General features: G+C 70.3%; 16 protein-coding genes. 14 read left to right on the top strand and 2 right to left on the bottom strand.

What is annotated here, in order from left to right:
* Positions 1–60 precede the first annotated feature (60 nt).
* A complete protein-coding gene (gene trpS, locus DFI_RS00645; protein ID WP_027463266.1) occupies positions 61–1,089 on the bottom strand; it encodes a tryptophan--tRNA ligase in 1,029 nt (342 codons plus the stop codon).
* Positions 1,090–1,325: 236 nt separating this feature from the next.
* On the opposite strand from trpS, the gene DFI_RS00650 reads away from it, so the two are divergent.
* The 8 genes from DFI_RS00650 to DFI_RS00685 all read left to right on the top strand — a co-directional run bounded on the left by DFI_RS00650 (position 1,326) and on the right by DFI_RS00685 (position 8,857).
* The gene (locus tag DFI_RS00650) at positions 1,326–2,390 is read left to right on the top strand and encodes a M42 family metallopeptidase (protein WP_022800626.1); all 1,065 of its coding nucleotides are present in this window, start codon (positions 1,326–1,328) and stop codon (positions 2,388–2,390) included.
* A 65-nt stretch (positions 2,391–2,455) separates the two neighbouring features.
* Entirely contained in the window at positions 2,456–3,016 is a 561-nt protein-coding gene (locus DFI_RS00655; protein WP_027463267.1) for a DUF4126 domain-containing protein, read from the top strand.
* Positions 3,017–3,280: 264 nt separating this feature from the next.
* Positions 3,281–3,652, top strand: coding sequence for a P-II family nitrogen regulator (locus tag DFI_RS00660; protein ID WP_022800624.1), 372 nt, complete (start codon positions 3,281–3,283; stop codon positions 3,650–3,652).
* A gap of 20 nt (positions 3,653–3,672) precedes the next feature.
* Positions 3,673–4,974, top strand: a complete 1,302-nt coding sequence (locus tag DFI_RS00665; RefSeq protein ID WP_027463268.1) for an ammonium transporter — start codon at positions 3,673–3,675, stop codon at positions 4,972–4,974.
* Positions 4,975–5,111: 137 nt separating this feature from the next.
* Positions 5,112–6,194, top strand: coding sequence for a DUF4384 domain-containing protein (locus DFI_RS00670; protein ID WP_022800622.1), 1,083 nt, complete (start codon positions 5,112–5,114; stop codon positions 6,192–6,194).
* A 121-nt stretch (positions 6,195–6,315) separates the two neighbouring features.
* Complete coding sequence (locus DFI_RS00675; RefSeq protein ID WP_022800621.1) at positions 6,316–6,513, top strand: hypothetical protein; 198 nt, start codon at positions 6,316–6,318, stop codon at positions 6,511–6,513.
* 77 nt (positions 6,514–6,590) lie between these two features.
* Positions 6,591–7,025: a thioesterase family protein gene (locus DFI_RS00680; RefSeq protein ID WP_027463269.1), complete on the top strand. Its 435-nt coding sequence runs from the start codon at positions 6,591–6,593 to the stop codon at positions 7,023–7,025.
* A gap of 95 nt (positions 7,026–7,120) precedes the next feature.
* On the top strand, positions 7,121–8,857 hold the full coding sequence (locus tag DFI_RS00685; RefSeq protein WP_027463270.1) for an NAD-dependent malic enzyme: 1,737 nt from the start codon (positions 7,121–7,123) through the stop codon (positions 8,855–8,857).
* 27 nt (positions 8,858–8,884) lie between these two features.
* Here the strand turns inward: DFI_RS00685 and truA are convergent, their stop codons facing one another.
* Positions 8,885–9,682 carry a tRNA pseudouridine(38-40) synthase TruA gene (truA, locus tag DFI_RS00690; protein ID WP_043778381.1) on the bottom strand — a complete coding sequence of 266 codons (798 nt, stop codon included), beginning with the start codon at positions 9,680–9,682 and terminating at the stop codon, positions 8,885–8,887.
* 320 nt (positions 9,683–10,002) lie between these two features.
* Here truA and DFI_RS00695 point away from each other — a divergent pair, with 320 nt between their 5' ends.
* The 6 genes from DFI_RS00695 to DFI_RS00720 all read left to right on the top strand — a co-directional run bounded on the left by DFI_RS00695 (position 10,003) and on the right by DFI_RS00720 (position 19,548).
* Positions 10,003–11,301, top strand: a complete 1,299-nt coding sequence (locus DFI_RS00695) for a hypothetical protein (protein ID WP_043778384.1) — start codon at positions 10,003–10,005, stop codon at positions 11,299–11,301.
* Between the two features lie 49 nt (positions 11,302–11,350).
* On the top strand, positions 11,351–12,406 hold the full coding sequence (gene mutY / locus DFI_RS00700) for an A/G-specific adenine glycosylase (RefSeq protein WP_027463272.1): 1,056 nt from the start codon (positions 11,351–11,353) through the stop codon (positions 12,404–12,406).
* A 63-nt stretch (positions 12,407–12,469) separates the two neighbouring features.
* Positions 12,470–13,300 (top strand): isoprenyl transferase, encoded by an 831-nt coding sequence (locus DFI_RS00705; protein ID WP_027463273.1) that lies wholly within the window; start codon positions 12,470–12,472, stop codon positions 13,298–13,300.
* A gap of 474 nt (positions 13,301–13,774) precedes the next feature.
* Positions 13,775–14,278, top strand: coding sequence for a hypothetical protein (locus DFI_RS00710; protein ID WP_027463274.1), 504 nt, complete (start codon positions 13,775–13,777; stop codon positions 14,276–14,278).
* 45 nt (positions 14,279–14,323) lie between these two features.
* A complete protein-coding gene (locus DFI_RS00715) occupies positions 14,324–16,591 on the top strand; it encodes a beta strand repeat-containing protein (RefSeq protein WP_027463275.1) in 2,268 nt (755 codons plus the stop codon).
* Between the two features lie 155 nt (positions 16,592–16,746).
* Entirely contained in the window at positions 16,747–19,548 is a 2,802-nt protein-coding gene (locus DFI_RS00720) for a DUF11 domain-containing protein (protein WP_051307916.1), read from the top strand.
* The last annotated feature ends 2 nt before the right edge of the window (positions 19,549–19,550 follow it).

The following is a 19,550-nucleotide window of genomic DNA, read 5'->3' on the forward strand; positions in this document are numbered from 1 at the left end:
GCGGCTTCAGGTTATGGGTTCGGCAGGCGCCTGTCGGGATCTCTACTTCTAATCGGATACTTATGCGGAAAAGTAGTCCAGCCCCATCGCCTGCCGGACCTGCGCCATGGTCTGCGCCGCCACCTCCCGCCCGCGCCGCGTGCCGGCCTCCAGCAGCGCCATCACCGCGCCCGCGTCACGGGCCGCCTCCGCCCGGCGCTCCCGGATGGGCGTCAGGACGCCGTCCAGCACGTCCACCAGATGGGACTTGACCTTCACGTCGCCCAGGCCGCCGCGCCGGTAGTGGTCCTTCAGGGCCTGCACGCGCTCCCGGTCCGGGTCGAAGGCGTCCAGGTACGTGAACACCGGGTTGCCTTCCACGCGGCCGGGGTCGCTGGCGCGCAGGTGCCCGGGGTCGGTGTACATGCCCATCACCTTGCGCTTCACCTCGTCGGCGCTGTCCCCCAGGAACAGGGCGTTGCCCTGGGACTTACTCATCTTGGTCTGGCCGTCCAGGCCCGGCAGGCGCGGAAAGGCGCTCAATAGCGCCTGCGGTTCGGTCAGGACCGGGGCGTACAGGCCGCCAAACCGCCGCACGATCTCCCGGGTCTGCTCGATCATGGGCAGCTGGTCGTCCCCAACGGGCACGAGGTGCGCGCCGAACGCGGTGATGTCGGCCGCCTGCGACACCGGGTACACGAAGAACCCGGCGGGCACAGCCTCCCCGAAGCCCTTTTGCTGAATCTCGGTTTTCACGGTGGGGTTCTGCCGCAGGTGCGACACCGTCACGAGGTTCAGGTAGAACACCGTCAGTTCCGCGATCTCCGGCACCTGGGACTGAATCACGAAGGTGCAGTGCCGGGGGTCCAGGCCCACCGCCAGGTAGTCCAGGGCGACTTCCAGCACGTTGGCGCGCACGCGGGCCGGGTCGGCGAAATTGTCGGTCATGGCCTGCACGTCCGCGAGCAGGATGAACGTGTCGTACTCGTGCTGAAGCCGCACGCGGCTTTGCAGGGAGCCGACCAGGTGGCCCAGGTGCAGCGGGGCGGTGGGGCGGTCGCCGGTCAGGATGCGTTTCTTCTCAGGCTGGATCGCGTGGGGCTGGGTCATGGGGGGCTCCTGGAATGGGGATGAAAAAGGGACCGCGCCCCGGGGGTGGTCCGGGGCGCGGCCTCTGCTGGTGGAGTCAGGGCATCATGCGGGTCACCCGGCTACGCGGGCCACCACACCTGAACCTGGAAACTCATGCCGTGAGGGTAGCGGGCGCGGGGAGGGGCGCGCATCCGGCAGATGGCCTACCCTCTTGCCGGGCGGACAGGGGGCCGGGCGGGGGGTAGTCTGGGCGCGTGGCGACAACTGATCTCAGGCTGGACGTGTTGATGCAGCTCTCGGACCTTCCCGGCGTGCCCGGGCAGGAGGACCGCGTGCGGGAATTCCTGCTGCGCGAACTGGACGGACTGGCGGACTCCGTGCGGGTGGACGCGATGGGCAACGTGATCGCGCACCGCGCCGCGCACGCCGGCAAGGGCAAGAAGAAGGCCGCGGACCCGGAGCGCGTGATGATCTCCGCGCACATGGACGAGATCGGCTTCCTGGTCCGGTTCGTGGACGACAAGGGCTTCCTGCGCGTGCAGGCGCTGGGCGGGTTTGACACCCGCAACCTATTCGCGCGCAACGTGACCGTGCACACCCGTGGCGGCCCCCTGCCCGGCATCATGCAGCCCGGCGGCAAGCCCGTGCACGTGGCCTCCGCCGAGGAACGCAAGAAGATCCCCGAGGTCCGCGAGTTCTTCATCGACCTGGGCCTGGACGGCGAGGAAGCGCAGCGCCGCGTGCGCATCGGCGACATGGTCACGCTGGACCAGACGGCCCGGCAGGTGGGCCGCTTCGTGACCGGCAAGGCCATGGACGACCGCGCCTGCGTGTTCCTGCTGCTGGAACTCTTGCGGCACCTCAAGGGTCGCAAGCTGCGGCACGACCTGTACGCGGTGTTCAGCGTGCAGGAGGAAGTGGGCCTGCGCGGCGCGATCACCGCGGCGTACGGCGTGGAGCCCACCATCGGCGTGGGCCTGGACGTCACGCTCGCCATCGACGGGCTGGGCGGCGCGCCGGACGAGGCCGTGACCCGCATGGGCGAGGGCATCGCCATCAAGGTGTTCGACTCCACCATGATCAGCACCCGCTGGCTGGTGGACGAGTTCTACGACCTCGCGCAGAAAGAAGGCATCCGCACGCAACTGGAGGTGCTGCCGCTGGGCGGCACGGACGGCGCCGCCATCCAGCGCAGCCGCGCGGGCGTGCCCACCATCACCCTGAGCGTGCCCACGCGCTACATCCACACCGTGCAGGAGTCCGTGCAAGAGGACGACCTGCGCGCCGGCGTGGACCTGCTCGCCGCGTACCTGAGCTGAATCCCTAAAGGTTCCGTGGAGACCGGGCGCCCACACGGCCGCCCGGTCTGGCGTATTCGTGCCGTATGGAACTGCTGTCCGGTCTGCTCTCCTCGCTGGGCCTGTCGGGCGCGGCGGGCCTGAACGCGTTCATTCCGCTGCTGGTGGTGGGACTGCTGGACCGCCTGGGCGTGATGACCCTGGCCGAACCGTACGACCTGCTCGCCAGCCCGTGGGTGCTGCTGGGCGTGGCGGTGCTGGGCGCGCTGGATTTCGTGGGGGACAAGATTCCGGGCGTGGACCACCTGCTGCACCTGGCGGGCGGCGTGGTGAACACGGCGGCGGGCGCGGTGCTGTTCGCGTCGCAGGCCGGCATCGCGGAGGTCCCGCCGTCCCTGAGTCTGATCCTGGGCGTGGTGGTGGCGGGCGGCGTGCACGCCACGCGCGCGGCGGTGCGACCGGTGGCGACGGCCACGACGGGCGGCCTGGGCAACCCGGTGGTGAGCACCGCCGAGGACGGCCTGAGCCTGGGCATGAGCCTGCTGGCGGTGTTCATTCCGGTGCTGGGGGCCCTGGCGCTGGTCGGGGTGCTGTTCCTGGGCTTCAGTCTGTGGGGTCGCCGGCGCCGGCGCCGCCGGGCGCTGTAGCTGTAAGGCACAGGTCGTGGGGTGGGGGAGGCTTGCAGCCTCCCCCCACCTCTCTTTGGCCTCTCGTGCAGGTTGTCCGGGAATTTCTGCACAGCCGGACAGGTGAACGTCCTGTGCGACCATGATCGGCCTCCTAGAGTGCAATCTGTCTCAGAGAATTTATACATATGCCCAATAACTCTGAAACAAGATGCAAAAATGACCGCACCTGATCCCCATATTCGCCCCGGTTCCATGCAGGTTGTTCACCAGAAAGGAGACACGATGAAACTCGTCACCGCCATCGTCCGGCCCGAACGGGTCCAGCAGGTCAAGGAGGCCCTGTTCCGCGCCGGCATCAGCGGCCTCACCCTCAGCCGCGTCAGCGGCCACGGCGGCGAACAGGAGATCGTCGAGCACTACCGCGGCCGCCGCGTGATGGTGGAATTCCGCGACAAGGTCGAGGTCCGCATGGCCGTCAGCGACGCCTTCGTGGACGCCGCCGTGCAGGCCATCGTGCAGGGCGCCCGCACCGGCGAGGTCGGCGACGGAAAGATCTTCGTGCAGCCCCTCGAACGCGTCATCCGCATCCGCACCGGCGAGCAGGACACCGCCGCGCTCACGCCCGTCACCGAGACGAAACTCACGCCCGCCTGACCCCCGCGAAGGAGACGCCCATGACCCACAAGACCCTGCTTCCCCTCGCCGCGCTGCTCGGCGGCACCGCCCTGGCCCAGACGGCGCCGCCCACCCTGGACAGCGGCGATACCGCCTGGATGCTCATGTCGGCCGCGCTGGTGCTGCTGATGACCCCGGGCCTCGCGTTCTTCTACGGCGGCCTGACCCGCGCGCAGAGCGTGCTGAACACCATGATGATGAGCGTCGTGTCCATCGGCCTGGTCGGCGTGCTGTGGATGCTCGCCGGGTACACCCTGGCCTTCGGAGAGGGGGGCAACGCCCTCATCGGCGGACTCTCGCACCTGGGCCTGGAGGGCCTGGCTGGGCAGCTGACCGGCACGGTGCCCACCTACGTGTTCGCGGCCTTCCAGGCGATGTTCGCGATCATCGCCGTGGCCTTGATCAGCGGCGCGGTCGTGGAACGCATGCGCTTCGGCGCGTTCGTGACCTTCGGGGCGCTGTGGAGCCTGCTGATCTACGCCCCGCTCGCCCACTGGGTCTGGAGCGCCGACGGCTGGCTGTTCAAGGACGGCGCGCTGGACTTCGCGGGCGGCACCGTCATTCACATCAGCGCCGGTGTGAGCGCCCTGGTCGCCGCCCGCGTCCTCGGGCCGCGCCTCGGCTACCCCCGGGCCGCGCACGTGCCACACAACGTGCCGCTGGTGCTGCTGGGCGCGGGCCTGCTGTGGTTCGGGTGGATGGGCTTCAACGCGGGCTCCGCGCTCGCTGCCGGGCAGACCGCGGCACTGGCCTTCATCACCACCCTGGTCGCCCCGGCCGCCGCGATGCTCACCTGGCTGGCGTGGGAGGCCCGGCAGGGCAAGCCCACCGCCGTGGGCGCCGCCACGGGCGCCGTGGTGGGCCTGGTCGCCATCACGCCCGCCTGCGCGTTCGTGAGCCCCTGGGCCGCCCTGCTGATCGGGGTGCTGGGCGCCAGCGCCAGCTACTGGACCCTGAACCTCAAGACGCACCTGCGCGCCGACGACACCCTGGACGTGTTTGCCTGCCACGGCGTGGCCGGCATCGTGGGGGCGCTGCTCACCGGGGCGCTCGCCTGGACGACCGGCAGCGGCAAGGCCGTGCCGGAGCAGCTGCTCACGCAGGCGGTGAGTGTCGTGGCCAGCCTGCTGTACGCCGGGATGGGGTCGTTCGTGCTGCTGAAACTGGTGAACGTGCTGACGCCGCTGCGCGTGACCGCCACGCAGGAACTCACGGGCATGGACCTGCACGCCCACCGCGAACAGGGCTACAGCCAGCCCGAGACGGAACTGGGCGCGCCCGTGTTCCTCGGCGGCGACTGAGGGGTATACGCAACTGCGGGGTCCGGGGCACTGCCCCCGGGCCCCTTCTTTTACGGTCCCTTGAGGGTCGGGCAAACCATAAGGCTTTTTCAGATGCCATCAGCCTGCGGTCATTCCGTGCTGGCACACTGCCCCTCATGAAACGGAACCTGACCGCCACCCTGGCCCTGACCGCCGCCGCCCTCGTGGGCAATGCCGCCGCGCAGGGCAAGATCAGCGCCCAGAGCATCATCGTGAACCCCACCCAGCCGGACCTCGCGGTCAGCGTGACCGTGAACAAGGACGCCTCCGGCAACGCCAACCCCACCTACCGCATCGGCGAGAAGATCACCGTCAGCGCCACCGTGAACCGCGACGCGTACGTGTACCTGTTCAACGTGAACGCCGACGGCACCACCGACCAGATCCTCCCCAACCGCCTGGGCGGCGACAACTTCGTCAAGGCCGGCACCACCAAGACCTTCCCCGCCCCCGGTGACAACTTCACCTTCGACATCGGCGGCCCCGTCGGCCAGAACAAGGTCCTGGCCCTCGCCAGCCTGACCCCGCTGAACCTGGAACAGATCAGCCAGTTCCGCACCGCGCAGGACCAGTTCGCCACCGTGAGCGCCCGCACCCAGGCCGGCTTCGCGCAGGCGCTGAGTATCGTCGTGAACCCCCTGCCGCAGAACAGCTGGGTCAGCGACACCGCCTTCTACAACGTCGTGAACCAGGCCCCGGTCAGCACCGGCGCGCTGTTCATCGGCACGAACGTGGACGCCACCGTGATCCTCAACGGCCAGCGTCTGGGCGGCAGCAACGTCACCTACGCCAACCTGCGCCCCGGCACCTACCCCGTGCGCATCCAGGCCCCCGGGTACAACGACTTCGCCACCACCGTTACCGTCCGCCAGGGCGCCGTCACGAACCTGAACGTGGACCTGACCCCCACCCAGCCCGTGTACACCACCCAGCCCAGCACCGGTAACCCCATCCTGGACCTGATCGGCGGCCTGCTCGGCCTGAACACCCAGGTCAGCGACCCCGCCCGCAGCGCCAACGACCAGAAGGTCGCCGACCTGCAGCGCCAGGGCTACACCCTGCAGGGCACCCGTCAGACCACCACCGGCTACGTGAGCACGCTGGTCAAGGGCGGCAGCACCGTGACCGTCACCGTGACCCGCGGCGCGAACCGCACCCTGAGCGTGCAGGTGACCGAAACCACCACCTACCGCTACTGATCCCCGCTCCCTTCTGGTCCCGCCCGTGGTGGCGGGGCCTTTTTTCGTGTGCTGGACGCCGTGCGGGGCAGACTGTGCCCGGGTCAGCCTTCTGAAAGAAAAAGTCCGTACACTGTAGGACGTGAGCGCAGATCACAAGGACCAGAGGGTCGGCCGTCACCAGCGCCTGCTGGACTGGGACGAGGTGGAACTGCCGTCCGAGACGGCCCCGGCTCCCGAAGAGACCCCCCAGGTGGCCAAGGCCGCCGCACCGGCCAAGGCCGCGCCTCAGGGCCGCATGGACCGGCTCCGCAGCCTCCTCGGCCGCAAGTCGGGCTGACCCCCACCCTGTTCAGCAGTCCCGGACCCCGCCCCGCCGGCGGACGCGTCCGGGACCCCTGCTTTACCCTGAGCGCCATGCAGCCCATTCCCGCCGGATTCACCCAGACCCTGACCGTGACCGTCACCGACGACATGACCGTGGACTTCGGCGAACTCGGCCGCGTGCACCCCGTGTACGCCACGTACTGGATGGCCAAACACTTCGAGGAAGCCGGCCGCAAGATCATCCTGCCCTTCCTGGACGCCGGCGAGGGCGGCATCGGGTCTCAGGTGGACGTCACGCACACCGCCTCGGCGCTGCCCGGCATGCAGGTCACCGTGACCGCCGTGTTCGAGCGCACGGAGGGCCGGCGCGTGTACGCCACCATGCGCGCCGTGAACGAACTCGGCGACGAGATCGGCACGGGCACCACCACCCAGGTGATTCTGCCGCGGGCTCGCATCGACGCGGGCTTTGACACCCTGCGGGAACGCTGGGCCGCGCACCAGGCCGCCCGGCCCACCCCCTGACCTGCCGGGCGCGTCCCCCGCGCAGGAACAGGGCCGGGGCCGGGTCGGTCTATGCCTGGGACGCATCCTCACCCCCGTCCGGCCTACCCTGACCCATGGCACGCATCTCCAGGTACTACGACGTGAACCGCGACGAGGACGGGCACCGCTATATCGACGTGAAGGTCACGGGCTTCCCGCTGCTGCACCTGCCCCTGCTGAACAAAGCCACCGCCTTCACCGACGGTGAGCGCCAGCGCCTGGGCCTGGAGGGCCTGCTGCCGCCCGGCGTGAGCAGCCTCGACGAACAGAAACACCGCTCGTACCTGCGCTTCCGCCAGCAGAGCTCCCCGCTGGAAAAACACGCCTACCTGCGCGCCCTGCAGGACCAGAACGAGATCCTGTACTTCGCGATGCTCGAGGACCACCTGGAGGAGATGCTGCCCATCATCTACACCCCCACGGTGGGAGAGGCCGTGCAGCAGTTCTCCCGGCTGTACCGCAGCCCGCGCGGTCTGGCGGTCAGCACCCGCAACGTACTGCGCGCCCCGCAACTCCTCCAGAACGTGCACCAGGAGGACGTGCGCATGATCGTCGCCACCGACTCCAGCGCCATCCTCGGCATCGGGGACCAGGGCTTCGGCGGCATGGCGATCAGCATCGGGAAACTCAGCCTGTACACCGTCGCCGGCGGCGTCGGGCCCGACAAGACCCTCCCGGTGGAACTGGACGTCGGCACCAACCGCCAGGACCTGATCGAGGACCCCCTGTACATCGGCGAGCGCCACGCCCGCCTGACCGGCAAGGCGTACGACGACTTCATCGACGCGTTCGTGCGGGCCGTGCAGGACCGCTACCCCAAGGCGATCATCCAGTGGGAGGACTTCAGCAAGGACGCCGCCTTCCACGTCCTGGAGCGCTACCGCAAGGTCGTGCCCAGCTTCAACGACGACATCCAGGGCACCGGGGCGGTCACGCTGGCCGGTGTGCTGCGCGCCTGCGCGCTCAAAGGCGAGGCGCTGCGCGACCAGGTGGTCGCCATTCACGGCGCCGGGGCCGGCGGGGCCGGGGTGGCCGCCGCCATCCGCGAGGGCATGCGCCGCGAGGGCCTCACCGAGGACGAGATCGCCGCCCGGGTGTTCGTGCTCGACTCCCGCGGGCTGCTCACCAGCGACCGCGCCATGGAGGACTACAAGCGCCCGCTGGCCACGCCGGCCGCCGTGGCCGCCGCCTGGAGCGGCAAGGACCTGCTGTCCGTGGTGCGCGAGGGCCGCGTGACCGTCCTGCTGGGCCTCAGCGGGCAGGGCGGGATCTTCAGCGAACCGGTCGTGCGGGCGGTCGGCGCGAACACCGAACGGCCCGTGGTGTTCCCCCTGAGCAACCCCACCGCGAACACCGAAGCGCTCCCCGAGGACGTCCTGCGCTGGACGGAGGGGCGGGCCATCGTCGCCACCGGCAGCCCCTTCCCGGACGTGGAATGGGACGGCGTGAACCACCAGATCGGGCAGGGCAACAACGCCTTCATCTTCCCCGGGCTGGGCTTCGCGGCCGTGCTGACCCGCGCCGCGGAGATCACCGACGCCATGGTCACCGCCGCCGCCTACGCCCTGGCCGAGTACACCGCGCAGGCCTGGCCGGGCCGCACCTACCCGCCCACCCGCGCCCTGCGCGCCGCGAGCCGCCGCGTGGCCCTGCGCGTGGCCCGGCAGGCCATCGAAGACGGCGTGGCCCGCGAGGAGAAGGTCCGCCACCTGGACGACGCCGGCCTGGAAGCGTTCATCGAGCGCCGCTTCTGGCTGCCGAAGTACCTGCCGTACCGCACCGCGCCTGACGCCAGCCCGGACGCTACCTGAGGCCCGCTAACCTGAGGCCCGGGGGGCTTAGCGGTCGTAGCGGGCGCCGGTGAAGTACAGGCCGTGCGGGGGCACGTTCGCGCCCGCCTGTGCCCGCTGCCCGCTGCGCAGGATGTCCGGCACGGCGTCCGGCGCCAGCCGGCCCTGTCCGACCAGCAGCAGCGTGCCCACCAGTCCGCGCACCATGTGCCGCAGGAAACTCTCGCCCGCCACCCGCACCTCCCAGACGCCCTCGCCCGGGTGAACCGCCAGGGCCCGCAGCTCCCGCACGGTCTGGCGGTCCTCCTGCGTGGCGAACGCCGCGAAGTCGTGCGTGCCGGTCAGGTGGGCCGCTGCGGCATTCATCGCGGCCGCGTCCAGAGGCGCCGGAACGTGCAGGGCGCGGCCCTCCCACAGCGGGTGACGCTGCGGGGCGCACAGCAGCCGGTACGTGTACCGCCGCTCCGTGCAGGAAAACCGCGCGTGAAAGCCGGCCGGCGCCTCCGCGGCGTGCAGTACCGCCACGTTTGCCGGCAGGTGGGCGTTCAGGGCCCGGGCGAGTTTCGCCACCGGCACCCGGAAGGCCTCCGGGACGTCCACGTGCGCCGGCATCGCCTCGGCGTGCACGCCCGCGTCGGTGCGCCCGGCCGCGACCGGCCGGAAGGCCGCCGCCCCCAGCCGGCCGAACGCGGCATGCAGGGCGTCCTGCACGCTGGCGGCGTTCGGCTGGGATTGCCAGCCGGCGTACGCCCGGCCATCCCAGGCGACCGTCAGCTTCAGGCGCCGGTGCCCGTCCGGTGGGCGGAAGTCGCGGGGGCCGGGAATGGGGGGGGACGGGTGGGTCATGCGTCCCGAGCCTACCGCACCCCACGCCGGGCACCGGTTTCATGGAAACTGGCGCCGTGTGCGTCCAGGACGGCTTTTCTGCGCGCGCCCCTCAGCCCAGGTTCATGAGGCGAGGCGTTCATGGAGGCGGGGCGGGCGGTGTCTCCGACCCTGACCGCCTGCTGAAGCGGGGCGCCGCGTCCCTTACGGGAAAATTCGTAACGTGTCAGGGCGGGACTTCTGCTACCTTAAACAGAGTTTAATTGTTCTTAAACCAGGCAGGGCGCGCCCGCTCCAGGCGGTCGGCTGCTGACGAACGGAGGAATTCCCGCGTGAAATCAATGCGCTACATCATCACCCGGCCTGACCTGCAGGAAGGCAGCCTGCGGCTCCTGAAATACCTCGATGCGCTCTTCCCGCAGCCCGGCCCCGTCCAGTTCGTGGACGACCAGGGCACCGAGCACACCGTGCAGGTGGACCGCGCCGCCGGCCGGGTCTGGGGTGTGGGCGCCCTGTACCACGCGCAGCACCTCGGCGTGAACGACGTCCTGATGCTCACCGCCCTGGCCCCCGGCCGTTACCAGGCCGAAGGCATCGTCAAACCCTACGCCTCGCCCCCGCCCCCCCGGCCCGCGCCCAGCGCCGCGCCGGAAACGCGCCGCGTGGTGACGGCCGCCACCCCCCACGTCCGCGAGGTGCGCCTGCAGACCGTGCGCCCCGCTCCGGCCGCCGAGGCGCCCGCCCGTGAAGCGGCCCGCGAGGCTGCCGCGCCCGCCCCCCGCGACCTGGGGCGCCCCACCGAGCCCCCCCGCGCCGAGCCGGGCCGGGCCGACCAGCCGCGCCCCGAGCCCGCCCGCACCCCAGCCCGCAAGGACGCCCGCGCCGGCAGCGATTTCCGGCCGCTGGACGTGCGCTTCGACCGGCCCACCGCCGCGCCCGCCCCGGCCCTCCCGCAGGACAGCGCCGGGCAGCTGGGCGAACTGGCCCGCCTGACCGGGTACCGCCTGCACGAACTGGGCGGCGGCGTGACCCGCCTCACCGCCGACCTGGGCACGCACGGGTACAGCGTGCTGGTCGCCCACCAGCCCGACGCCCTGACCGGTGCCGCCTGGAGCGAGCCGGCCGAGTACCGCGTGCTGCTCACCGACGAGGCCACCCGCCCCGAGGGCGTGGCCCGCCTGACCCGTGAGGCGCTGGTCGCCCTGATCGAGCACGCCCGGCTGGCGCCGCTGTCCGCCGTGGACCTGCGCGGGTACTGGAAGGCCGGCAGCGTGGACCTGGAGTCCGCGGCGAGCGTGGCCGAGATGGTCAGCGCGCACCTCGCGCAGCGCGGCACCTTCAGCTTCGTGCTGCTCACCCTGGCGCAGCAGCCGGCGCACAGCGTGGTCAGCGTGCCCCGCCTTGCCGAGCGGCTGGGCAGCGGCGTGAACTACGCCGAGCTGGGCAGCATCCTGGACACCCTGACCCGTCCGCCCTTCCTGGCCCTGACGCCCCTGCCGGCCGGGCAGTACCTGCTGCGCGTGGGCGTGGCCGAACTGCTCAGCGACATGGCCGAGTACGCCGACGTGGTCCGCCGCCGTATCCGCGTGCCCGCCCCGGCCGCCGCGCCCGTGCGGGAGCGCGAGCCCGTTCGCGCCTGACCGGCACCTTCCTACAGTTCCCCGCTCACCGCGTCCCTAGACTGGCGCGGTGAGTTCGCTGTCCGGTCCGCCTGAACCCGCCCTGGACGTCCCCGCGTTCCGGGCGGCGCTTCTGGCGTGGTTCGACGCGCACGCCCGCCCGCTGCCCTGGCGGGCCGGCGCCGAGGGCCGGCGCGACCCGTACCGCGTGTGGGTCTCGGAGATCCTGCTGCAGCAGACGCAGGTGGCGCGCGGCCTGACCTACTACGACCGTTTCCTCACCGCCTTCCCGACCGTGCAGGCCCTCGCCGCCGCCCCCGAGGCGGCCGTGCTGAAGGCCTGGGAGGGCTGCGGGTATTACGCCCGCGCCCGGAACCTTCACCGCGCCGCGAAGCTCGTGGCCGAGCAGGGCTTCCCGGACTCGTACGCCGGCTGGCTGGCCCTGCCGGGCGTGGGGCCGTACACCGCCGCCGCGATCAGCAGCCTCACGCGGAACGAGGCGCGCGCCGTGAACGACGGCAACGTCCGCCGCGTCCTGGCCCGCGTGCACGCCGAGTCCACGCCCACGGACCGCTGGGTGCAGGCCCGCGCGGACGACCTGCTCGACCCGGCCCGGCCCGGCGCCTGGAACGAGGCCGTGATGGACCTCGGCGCGACCGTGTGCACCCCCAGACGCCCGAACTGCGCGCGTTGCCCCGTCAGCGCGCACTGCCGCGCGTTCCGGCAGGGGGACCCCACCCGCTACCCCGCCCCGAAGGTCCGCGCCGCCGTCCGGGAGATTCGCGCGGTGGCGCTGCTGATCGGTGACGCCCACGCCGCCGTGCTGGAACGCCGCGACGGCACCCTGCTGGGCGGCCTGATGGGCCTCCCCATGGAAGAACTGGCGGCCGGGGAGACGCCCGCCGCGGCGCTGGCCCGCCTGGGCGCCCGCCTGAACGCCGTGCCCGGTGCTGAACTGGGCGTGGTCACGCACGGCATGACGCACCGCCGCCTGCACGTGCACGTGCACACCGGCACGGCCGACCTGCCCCGCACGCCGGTCAGCAGCGCGGCTCTCTCCCGCCTGGATGCCAAGGCCGTGGCCCTGTACGCCGAGCGGCAGACCAGCCTGTTTCCCCCCGCATAAGCACCCCCTCCACCTTTCGTCGGCTGCCCTGTGGGCCGGGCGCGCGCTAGACTGCCCGCGTCTATGCCCGGAAAGCCTGTCCACACCGCCCTGCGCACCCTTCAACGCACGCGGAGCGCGGTCCGGGGCGCGCTCCTGTGGGGCTACGAGCAGCGGCTGGTCCGCGATGTGCGAGGACACGGCAAGATGCCGCAGCACCTGGGCCTAATCCTGGACGGCAACCGCCGCTTCGCCCGGGCGGCCGGCATGCAGCGCGAGATGGGCCACTCCTTCGGCGCGGAAAAGGCGCACGAGGTGCTGCAGTGGTGCCTGGAACTGGGCATCCCGGCCGTGACCATCTGGGTGCTCAGCACCGACAATTCCAGCCGCGACCCCAGCGAACTGGCGCACATCCTGAACCTCCTGGAGCAGGAGGCGCGGAACCTCGCGACCGACCCGCGCATCCACGCCAACCACGTCCGCGTGCGGGCCATCGGACAGCACGAGAAGTTCCCCCCGAACGTCCTGGCCGCCCTGAGCGAACTGGAAGCGAAGACCGCGCACTACCAGGGCATGCGCCTGAACATCGCCGTCGGTTACGGCGGCCGCGAGGAGATCGTGGACGCCGTGAAAGCCCACCTGAGCACCCAGGCGCAGGCCGGCCGGACCCTGACCGACGTGATCACCGCCCTGACGCCCGACGACGTGAGCGCGCACCTGTACAGCGCGGACATTCCCGACCCGGACTTCATCATCCGGACCAGCGGCGAGATCCGCCTGAGCGGGTTCATGCTGTGGCAGAGCGTGTACTCCGAATATTACTTCTGCGACGTGTACTGGCCCGGGTTCCGCCGCGTGGACTTCCTGCGGGCCCTGCGGGAATTCCAGGGCCGGGAACGCCGCTTCGGCCGCTGAGCGCACCGCAGGCACAGCCGCCGTCACGGACCACTGAGAAAAGTTAGAAATTTAAACGCTGCGATCGCCCGGGCCGACAGGCTTCAGTGAACCAGGGCGAACGTCGCGTCTCTGTCGCTGGCTGCCGAGACAGAGGGGAAATTGCGTGTTCGTTCGTCTTCGCATCCAAGACGGACGGCACCCGTGGACCCTGTCTCAGCCCCCGATGGGGGTACCAATGTGAAATTCTTCTAAATATTCTCCTGTTCGTGTGAAGAATCCCTGCTCTGAAAAACGTGCTGCTGACGGCCATAGAGGACAACTGGTGCCCTGAGTAGGGCCGTCACGTTCTCAGAAAAGTCGCGCATCACGGCATTCCCCCCAATGGCGTGTCCCATACAGGTAAGCCGGCTGTAAGGTCTTTCACCTTAATGTCCCTCCAAGTAAGCGTTCAGAAATCTCTTCATGAAGCCTGCAACGCCCCAGGAGAACCCCTTGAAACACCGCGCCGCCCCCACCCTGCTGCTCCTCCTCGGCCTGGCCCTAGCCCAGAACGCCAGCCCCCTGAAACTCGACCTCACCCTCAACCTCACCCTCAACCTCGTCAAGACCGTCACCGAGAACGGCAGACCCGTCGAGAAGTTCACCCCCGCCACTCAGAACTTCCCCGGCGACGTGCTCAGCCAGGTGGTCACCGTCACCAACACCGGCAGCAAGGCCCTCAGCAACGTCCGCATTCCCCTCAACGTCCCCCGCAACACCGTGTACCTCGCCCCGGAAAAGGGCATGGCCGACCTCCAGGCCCAGTACAGCATCGACGGCGGCAAGACCTTCGCCCCCGCCCCCCTGAAAAAGACCGTCACGGTCACCGAGAACGGCAAGACCACCACCCGGCAGGTGGACGTCAAGCCCAGCGAATACCAGGCCGTCCGCTGGACCGTCCCCAACCTCGCCCCCGGCCAGACGCTGAAACTCGGCTACCGCATCCAGGTCAAGTAATCCCCGCTGCCACGGCCATCCCGGCCACCCCAAGGAGGAACCCCAGTGAACGCCCCCACCAAAACCCTCACCCTGATGGCCCTGCTCGCCGCCGGCGCCGCCGCCGCGCAGACCGCCGCCCCCGAGCGCACCGGCAACCTGACCAACGCCGGCACCAGCATCACCAACACCGCCACCGCCACCTATGACGTCCCCAACACCGACGGCACCACGACGGGCGGCACCACCAGCTCCAACACCGTCACCACCACCGTCGCCGCCAAGATGGCCTTCGACATCACCTACACCACCGGGGCCGACAGCGACACCACCGACACCGTCGCTGGCGCCATCTCCAGCTACCAGAAGACCGGCGTGCTCCCCGGTTCCACCGTCGTCTTCTCCTACGTGGCCGTGAACAACGGCAACGCCAGCCAGACCATCAACCTGAGCAGCGAAGCCAGCACCGGCGCCTCGAACGTCGTGTACTACAGCGCCAACCCCGACGCCAACAACGACGGCATCATCTCCGCCACCGAGAAGTCCAACGCCGCCGGCACCATCATCACCAGCCTCACCATCGCCCCAAGCGGTGACAACCCCGCCACTACCAGCACCGTCGAAACGAATCCCGGCTTCCAGAACTTCTGGATGACCTACGACGTGACCGGCGCGCCCGACGTCGTCGTCGGCGCCACCCCCATCGGCAGCGGCCAGAGCTGGGACGGCACCACCAACGTCGCCGCCACCGAACAGAAAGACCCCGGCGCTCCCACCTACGACGACCTGTGGTACCAGTACAGCAGCGCCAAGATCTTCGCGCCCAACCTGACCACCACCCCCGACACCACCCCCATCGGCGGCGGCAGCGTGGACACCCCGCCCAGCGGCGGCACCCTCGTCCCCGGCTACACCGACCCCGGCGGCACGGTCGTGGCGGTCAGCGGCGACGAGCAGATCGCCTACCCCAAGGTGGACAACACCGACGGTACCGACACCGTGGTGTTCACGAACACCGTCACCAACGGCAGCACCGTGCCGGACACCGTCACCCTGACCATTGAGGCCCGCACAAACGTCCCCAACTACCTCCAGACCGTGACGCCCGTGGCCGGCCAGCCCGGCGTGTACACCGTCACGCAGACCAACCCGGACGGCAGCACCACCACCGCCACCGTCACCATCACCACCCCCAACGGCACCACCGTGGCCCCCGGCGGCAGCCTGGACTACACCGTCACCGTCACGTACACCGACCAGGACAAGGCCAACCCCTACCCCATCTACGTGGCCGTGGGCGTGGACTCCGGCAACGACACCGACAGCACCCCCAACGACCTGACCTACGACACGGTCCTGCCCGGCGCCTTCCAGTTCGGTGACCCGGCCACCGGAATCGCCGCCGACGCCACCCCCGCAGTGCCCAAGACCGGCGCAGCCAGCAGCACCGTGACCTTCCCCATGGAAGTCGCCAACACCGGCGAGTACACCGACAGCTACAAGCTCAGCGGCTACACCATCGTGACCCTCACCGACGGCACCAAGCAGATCGTGCCGATCGTGTACACCGGCACCGGCGTCACCGCCACGGCCACCACCATCACCGCTGACCTGAACGGCGACGGCGACACCAGCGACGCCGGCGAGAGCGTGCCCGGCTTCATCTACACCACGGCCGACCTGACGGCCAACACCGAAGTCGCCCTGAACGCCAGCATCACCCTGCCCGCCAACGTGGCCTCCACCAACGGCGACAACTACGAACTGATCCAGTCCGCGACCTCCGTGTACAGCAACGTCACCCGCGTGGACAACAACGACTACATCACCGTCGTGGCTGCCGGGACCCTGGTCGTCGGTAAGTTCACCGCCAGCACCACGGCCATCGCCGCCGGCAGCGAGTACATCACCTGCGCCACCACCTGCACCGTGAGCACGACGCAGCCCGCCGCCGGGACCGGGTACGTCAACAACCCCGCCAACTTCACGGCGCTGAACCCCACCACCTACGCTCCCGGCGTGAACTACAGCTACCAGATCATTGCCAAGAACACCTACAACACCGGTGTCGGCAAGTTCACCATCAAGGACACCACGCCCACCAACACCACCTTCCAGGGCGCCAGCGTGTCCACCAGCGGCTTCACGAACACCACCGCGAAGGTCCTGTACAGCACCGACGGCGGCACCAGCTGGAGCGCCGTGGCCCCTGCGACCGGCACCGCGAACGTCACGGTGGCCGTGGACCTGAACGGCGACGGCGCCCTGACCAGTGCCGACGTGCTGCCCTCGAGCGGTCAGGTCGAGCTGACCCTGACCGTCAGCGTGAACTGAGCCTTTCCCGGCGCACCTCGCCCAGAGCGGGGTGCGCCGCTTCACAACACCAGACACTTTTTTAGATTTCTCACATTTTTTGGACCTGCAGTCCCGCCTTTCTCCTCCTCATCCCCTCCGGAACGCCGAGTCACGGCCACCTGCAAGGAGTGACAGTGAACCCCAAATCCTCCCCTCTCCTGATCCTGATTCTCAGCCTGCTGTGCGCCCTGGGCGGCACGTGGGCGCAGGGCGCACCGACCCCGGCCGGTACCGTCATCAGCAACCAGGTGGAAGCGGAGTACAGTTCCCCCGTCACCGGCCAGCCCGAAACCGTACGCTCCAACGCCGTCCGCACGATCGTGCAGGCCGTGTGCGCCGTGAGCGTCACCCCGGACGGCACCGTGCAGCAGCCCGGACAGACCGCTCTGCGCCTGCCCGGTGAGGGCGCCGCGTTCGCCTACGTCCTCACGAACGCCGGGAACGACACCTTCACCCTGCCGGTCGGTGCGCGCGTGGAGGCCGGCAGCGCGGCCACGCCGGCCGTGCAGGTCGTGGTGGACACCAATGGCAACGGCACGCCGGACAGCGGCGAGCCGGACGTCACCAGCGTCACCCTGGCCGCCAGTGCGGGCGCGCGGCTGCTGCTGGTCGTGGACGCCGTGGCCGCGCAGGGCGACACCTTCGTGAACCTGACTGCCTTCTGCGCCGGCGGTCAGGCGGCCGACACGAACAACGTCAGCGTGGTCCGCGTCGGCCCGCCCGCCGCGCTGGTCGTGGAAAAGACCTTCACGCCCACCCTGGTCCGCCCCGGGGTGGAAAGCACCGTGACCGTCACCGTACGCAATGCCGGGCAGGGAGAGAGCCGCGAGGTCGTCCTGACCGACCTGCTGGACGACCAGCTCACCCAGGGGCTGGCGTTCGTGCCCGGCAGCGCCCGCGTGAGCGCCAGCAGCGTGGAATACACCACCGACACCACCACCTGGAGCGAGGCGGAGCAGGCGCCCGTGCGCGGCGTGCGCGCCCGCGTGCCCAGCCTCGCTCCCGGCGCGGCCCTCACCCTCACCTTCCGGATGCTGGCCGGCGCCTCGGCCGAGAACCGCGATATCCGCAACGTCGCCACCGCCCGGACGGGCGCCGACGCCGTCACTGGCAGCGCCACCCTGAGCGTCCGCTACCAGCCAGTCGTCGCCATCGGCCCGGTCGGCGCGCCCAAAGCGCCGGAGGGTACCGCCGCGGACACGCAGACCCGAGCGTTCGCGATCACCGGCCAGACCGTGTGCTTTGACCACACCGCGCTGAACGCCGGGGACGTGCGCGACACGTACCGCATCACGGTGAGCGGCGTGCCGGCCGAGAGCATCACCCTGCTCGGCACGGACGGCCAGCCCCTCGCGCAGCCGTTCCCGCTGGACCCCCAGGCCACCACCCTGGTCCGCGTGTGTTACGCCCTCACCCAGGCCTCCCCGGTGGACGCGGTGGTCACCATCACCGGCGAGCGCGGCACCCGCAACGCCACCCGCGACCAGATCACCCAGGTCGAGACGGCCAGCCCCGAACTCACCAAGAGCTACCGCGCCTGGACGACCACCGACACGGGCACGCCGACCGAGGTGCCGCAGGGCCGCTCGGTCGTGCCGGGCGACACGGTCACGTACACCCTGAGCGTCACCAACCCCTACGCCCGCCCCCTGGCGGACGTGGTGCTCACGGACCCGCTGCCTGCCCAGGTGGACTTCGTGAGCGCCACCGCCGGCGGGCAGGTCAGCGGCCAGCCTGGCACGCAGACGGTTCGCTGGACGCTCGGCACGCTGGCCGCCGGGGAGACCCGGCAGGTGGCCGTGACCACCCGCGTCACCGAGCGCGCCGTGGACGGCGAGGCGCTGAAGAACGTGTTTCAGATGGTGACCAGCGACCTGCCGCTCCCCACGCCCTTCACCAGCAATGAGGTCGTTACGCCCGTCTGGAAGGCGCAGCTGCTGATCGAGAAGCTCGTCAACCGCCAGCAGGTGACCTTCGGCGACCGCGTCACCTACACCCTGCGCATCACCAACGCGTCCCGCACCACCGCCATCGTGGACGCCCAGATCATCGACACCCCCCCGGTCGGCCTGCAGTACATCCCGAACACCAGCACCCTGGACGGCCAGCCGCTGGACGACCCGGCCCTGACGGAGGGCAGCATGACCTGGCAGGTCGCGCAGATTCCTGCAGGCGGCACCATCGTCATCACCTACCAGTCCCGCGTCACCCCGGCCGCCGGCGGCGTGCTGGTGAACTACGTGCAGGTGGTCGGGAACGGCGCGGGCGGCGTGGCCAAGGCCATCGCCAGCAACCGCGCCCAGGCCGTCACCCGCCTGGCCCCGCTGACCTTCGCGCCCGCCGGGGACATCGTGGGCCTGGTGTATGTGGACCGCAACCGCAACGGCCAGTTCGACCCGTACCTGGACACCCCGGTCCTGCGCGCCCGCGTTCTGCTGGCCGGGGGCCGCGAGGTGACCACCGACGCGGCCGGCCGGTACAGCTTCACGAACGTTCCGCTGGGTACCCACGCGCTGCGCCTGGATCCGAACAGCGCCCCCTACGCACCTCTGGATCTGCCCGGTCAGGGCGGTCTGGGCGGCACCCGCACCGTGCAGGTGCGCGGCCTGACCGGCGTGGACTTCCCGCTCGCGCCGGTCGGCGGGGAGATCACGGCGCTGCGCCGCACCACCCTGACCGTGAACGGCACCCGCGTGGAGAAGGTCGTGTACGCCGTCCCCGAAGGGTACGTGGTGACGCTGCGCATCGTGAGCCCGGTTTCCCGGGACGACTTCACGCTGACCGACCCTCTGCCGGCCCGCGCCGCCCTGAAAGACGGCCGCAATACCTGGACCGGTACGCTTCCCTCCGGTGAGACAAACCTCACATACCTGTTCACCTGGGACGGCGAGGCCCGCGCCGCGACCACCGACCCGACCATGACCTGGAGGAACTGAGC

Origin of the sequence: Deinococcus ficus, assembly GCF_003444775.1 — a bacterium.
In the GTDB taxonomy this organism is placed as follows: Bacteria; Deinococcota; Deinococci; order Deinococcales; family Deinococcaceae; genus Deinococcus; species Deinococcus ficus.

Excerpts from the sequence above, each read along its gene's own strand:
- DFI_RS00680 (WP_027463269.1), top strand. The coding sequence starts at position 6,591 with ATGCAGCCCATTCCCGCCGGATTCACCCAGACCCTGACCGTGACCGTC.
- DFI_RS00685 (WP_027463270.1), top strand. The coding sequence starts at position 7,121 with ATGGCACGCATCTCCAGGTACTACGACGTGAACCGCGACGAGGACGGG.
- DFI_RS00705 (WP_027463273.1), top strand. The coding sequence starts at position 12,470 with ATGCCCGGAAAGCCTGTCCACACCGCCCTGCGCACCCTTCAACGCACG.
- DFI_RS00665 (WP_027463268.1), top strand. The coding sequence starts at position 3,673 with ATGACCCACAAGACCCTGCTTCCCCTCGCCGCGCTGCTCGGCGGCACC.
- DFI_RS00655 (WP_027463267.1), top strand. The coding sequence starts at position 2,456 with ATGGAACTGCTGTCCGGTCTGCTCTCCTCGCTGGGCCTGTCGGGCGCG.
- DFI_RS00660 (WP_022800624.1), top strand. The coding sequence starts at position 3,281 with ATGAAACTCGTCACCGCCATCGTCCGGCCCGAACGGGTCCAGCAGGTC.
- truA (WP_043778381.1), bottom strand. The coding sequence starts at position 9,682 with ATGACCCACCCGTCCCCCCCCATTCCCGGCCCCCGCGACTTCCGCCCA.
- DFI_RS00670 (WP_022800622.1), top strand. The coding sequence starts at position 5,112 with ATGAAACGGAACCTGACCGCCACCCTGGCCCTGACCGCCGCCGCCCTC.
- trpS (WP_027463266.1), bottom strand. The coding sequence starts at position 1,089 with ATGACCCAGCCCCACGCGATCCAGCCTGAGAAGAAACGCATCCTGACC.
- DFI_RS00695 (WP_043778384.1), top strand. The coding sequence starts at position 10,003 with ATGCGCTACATCATCACCCGGCCTGACCTGCAGGAAGGCAGCCTGCGG.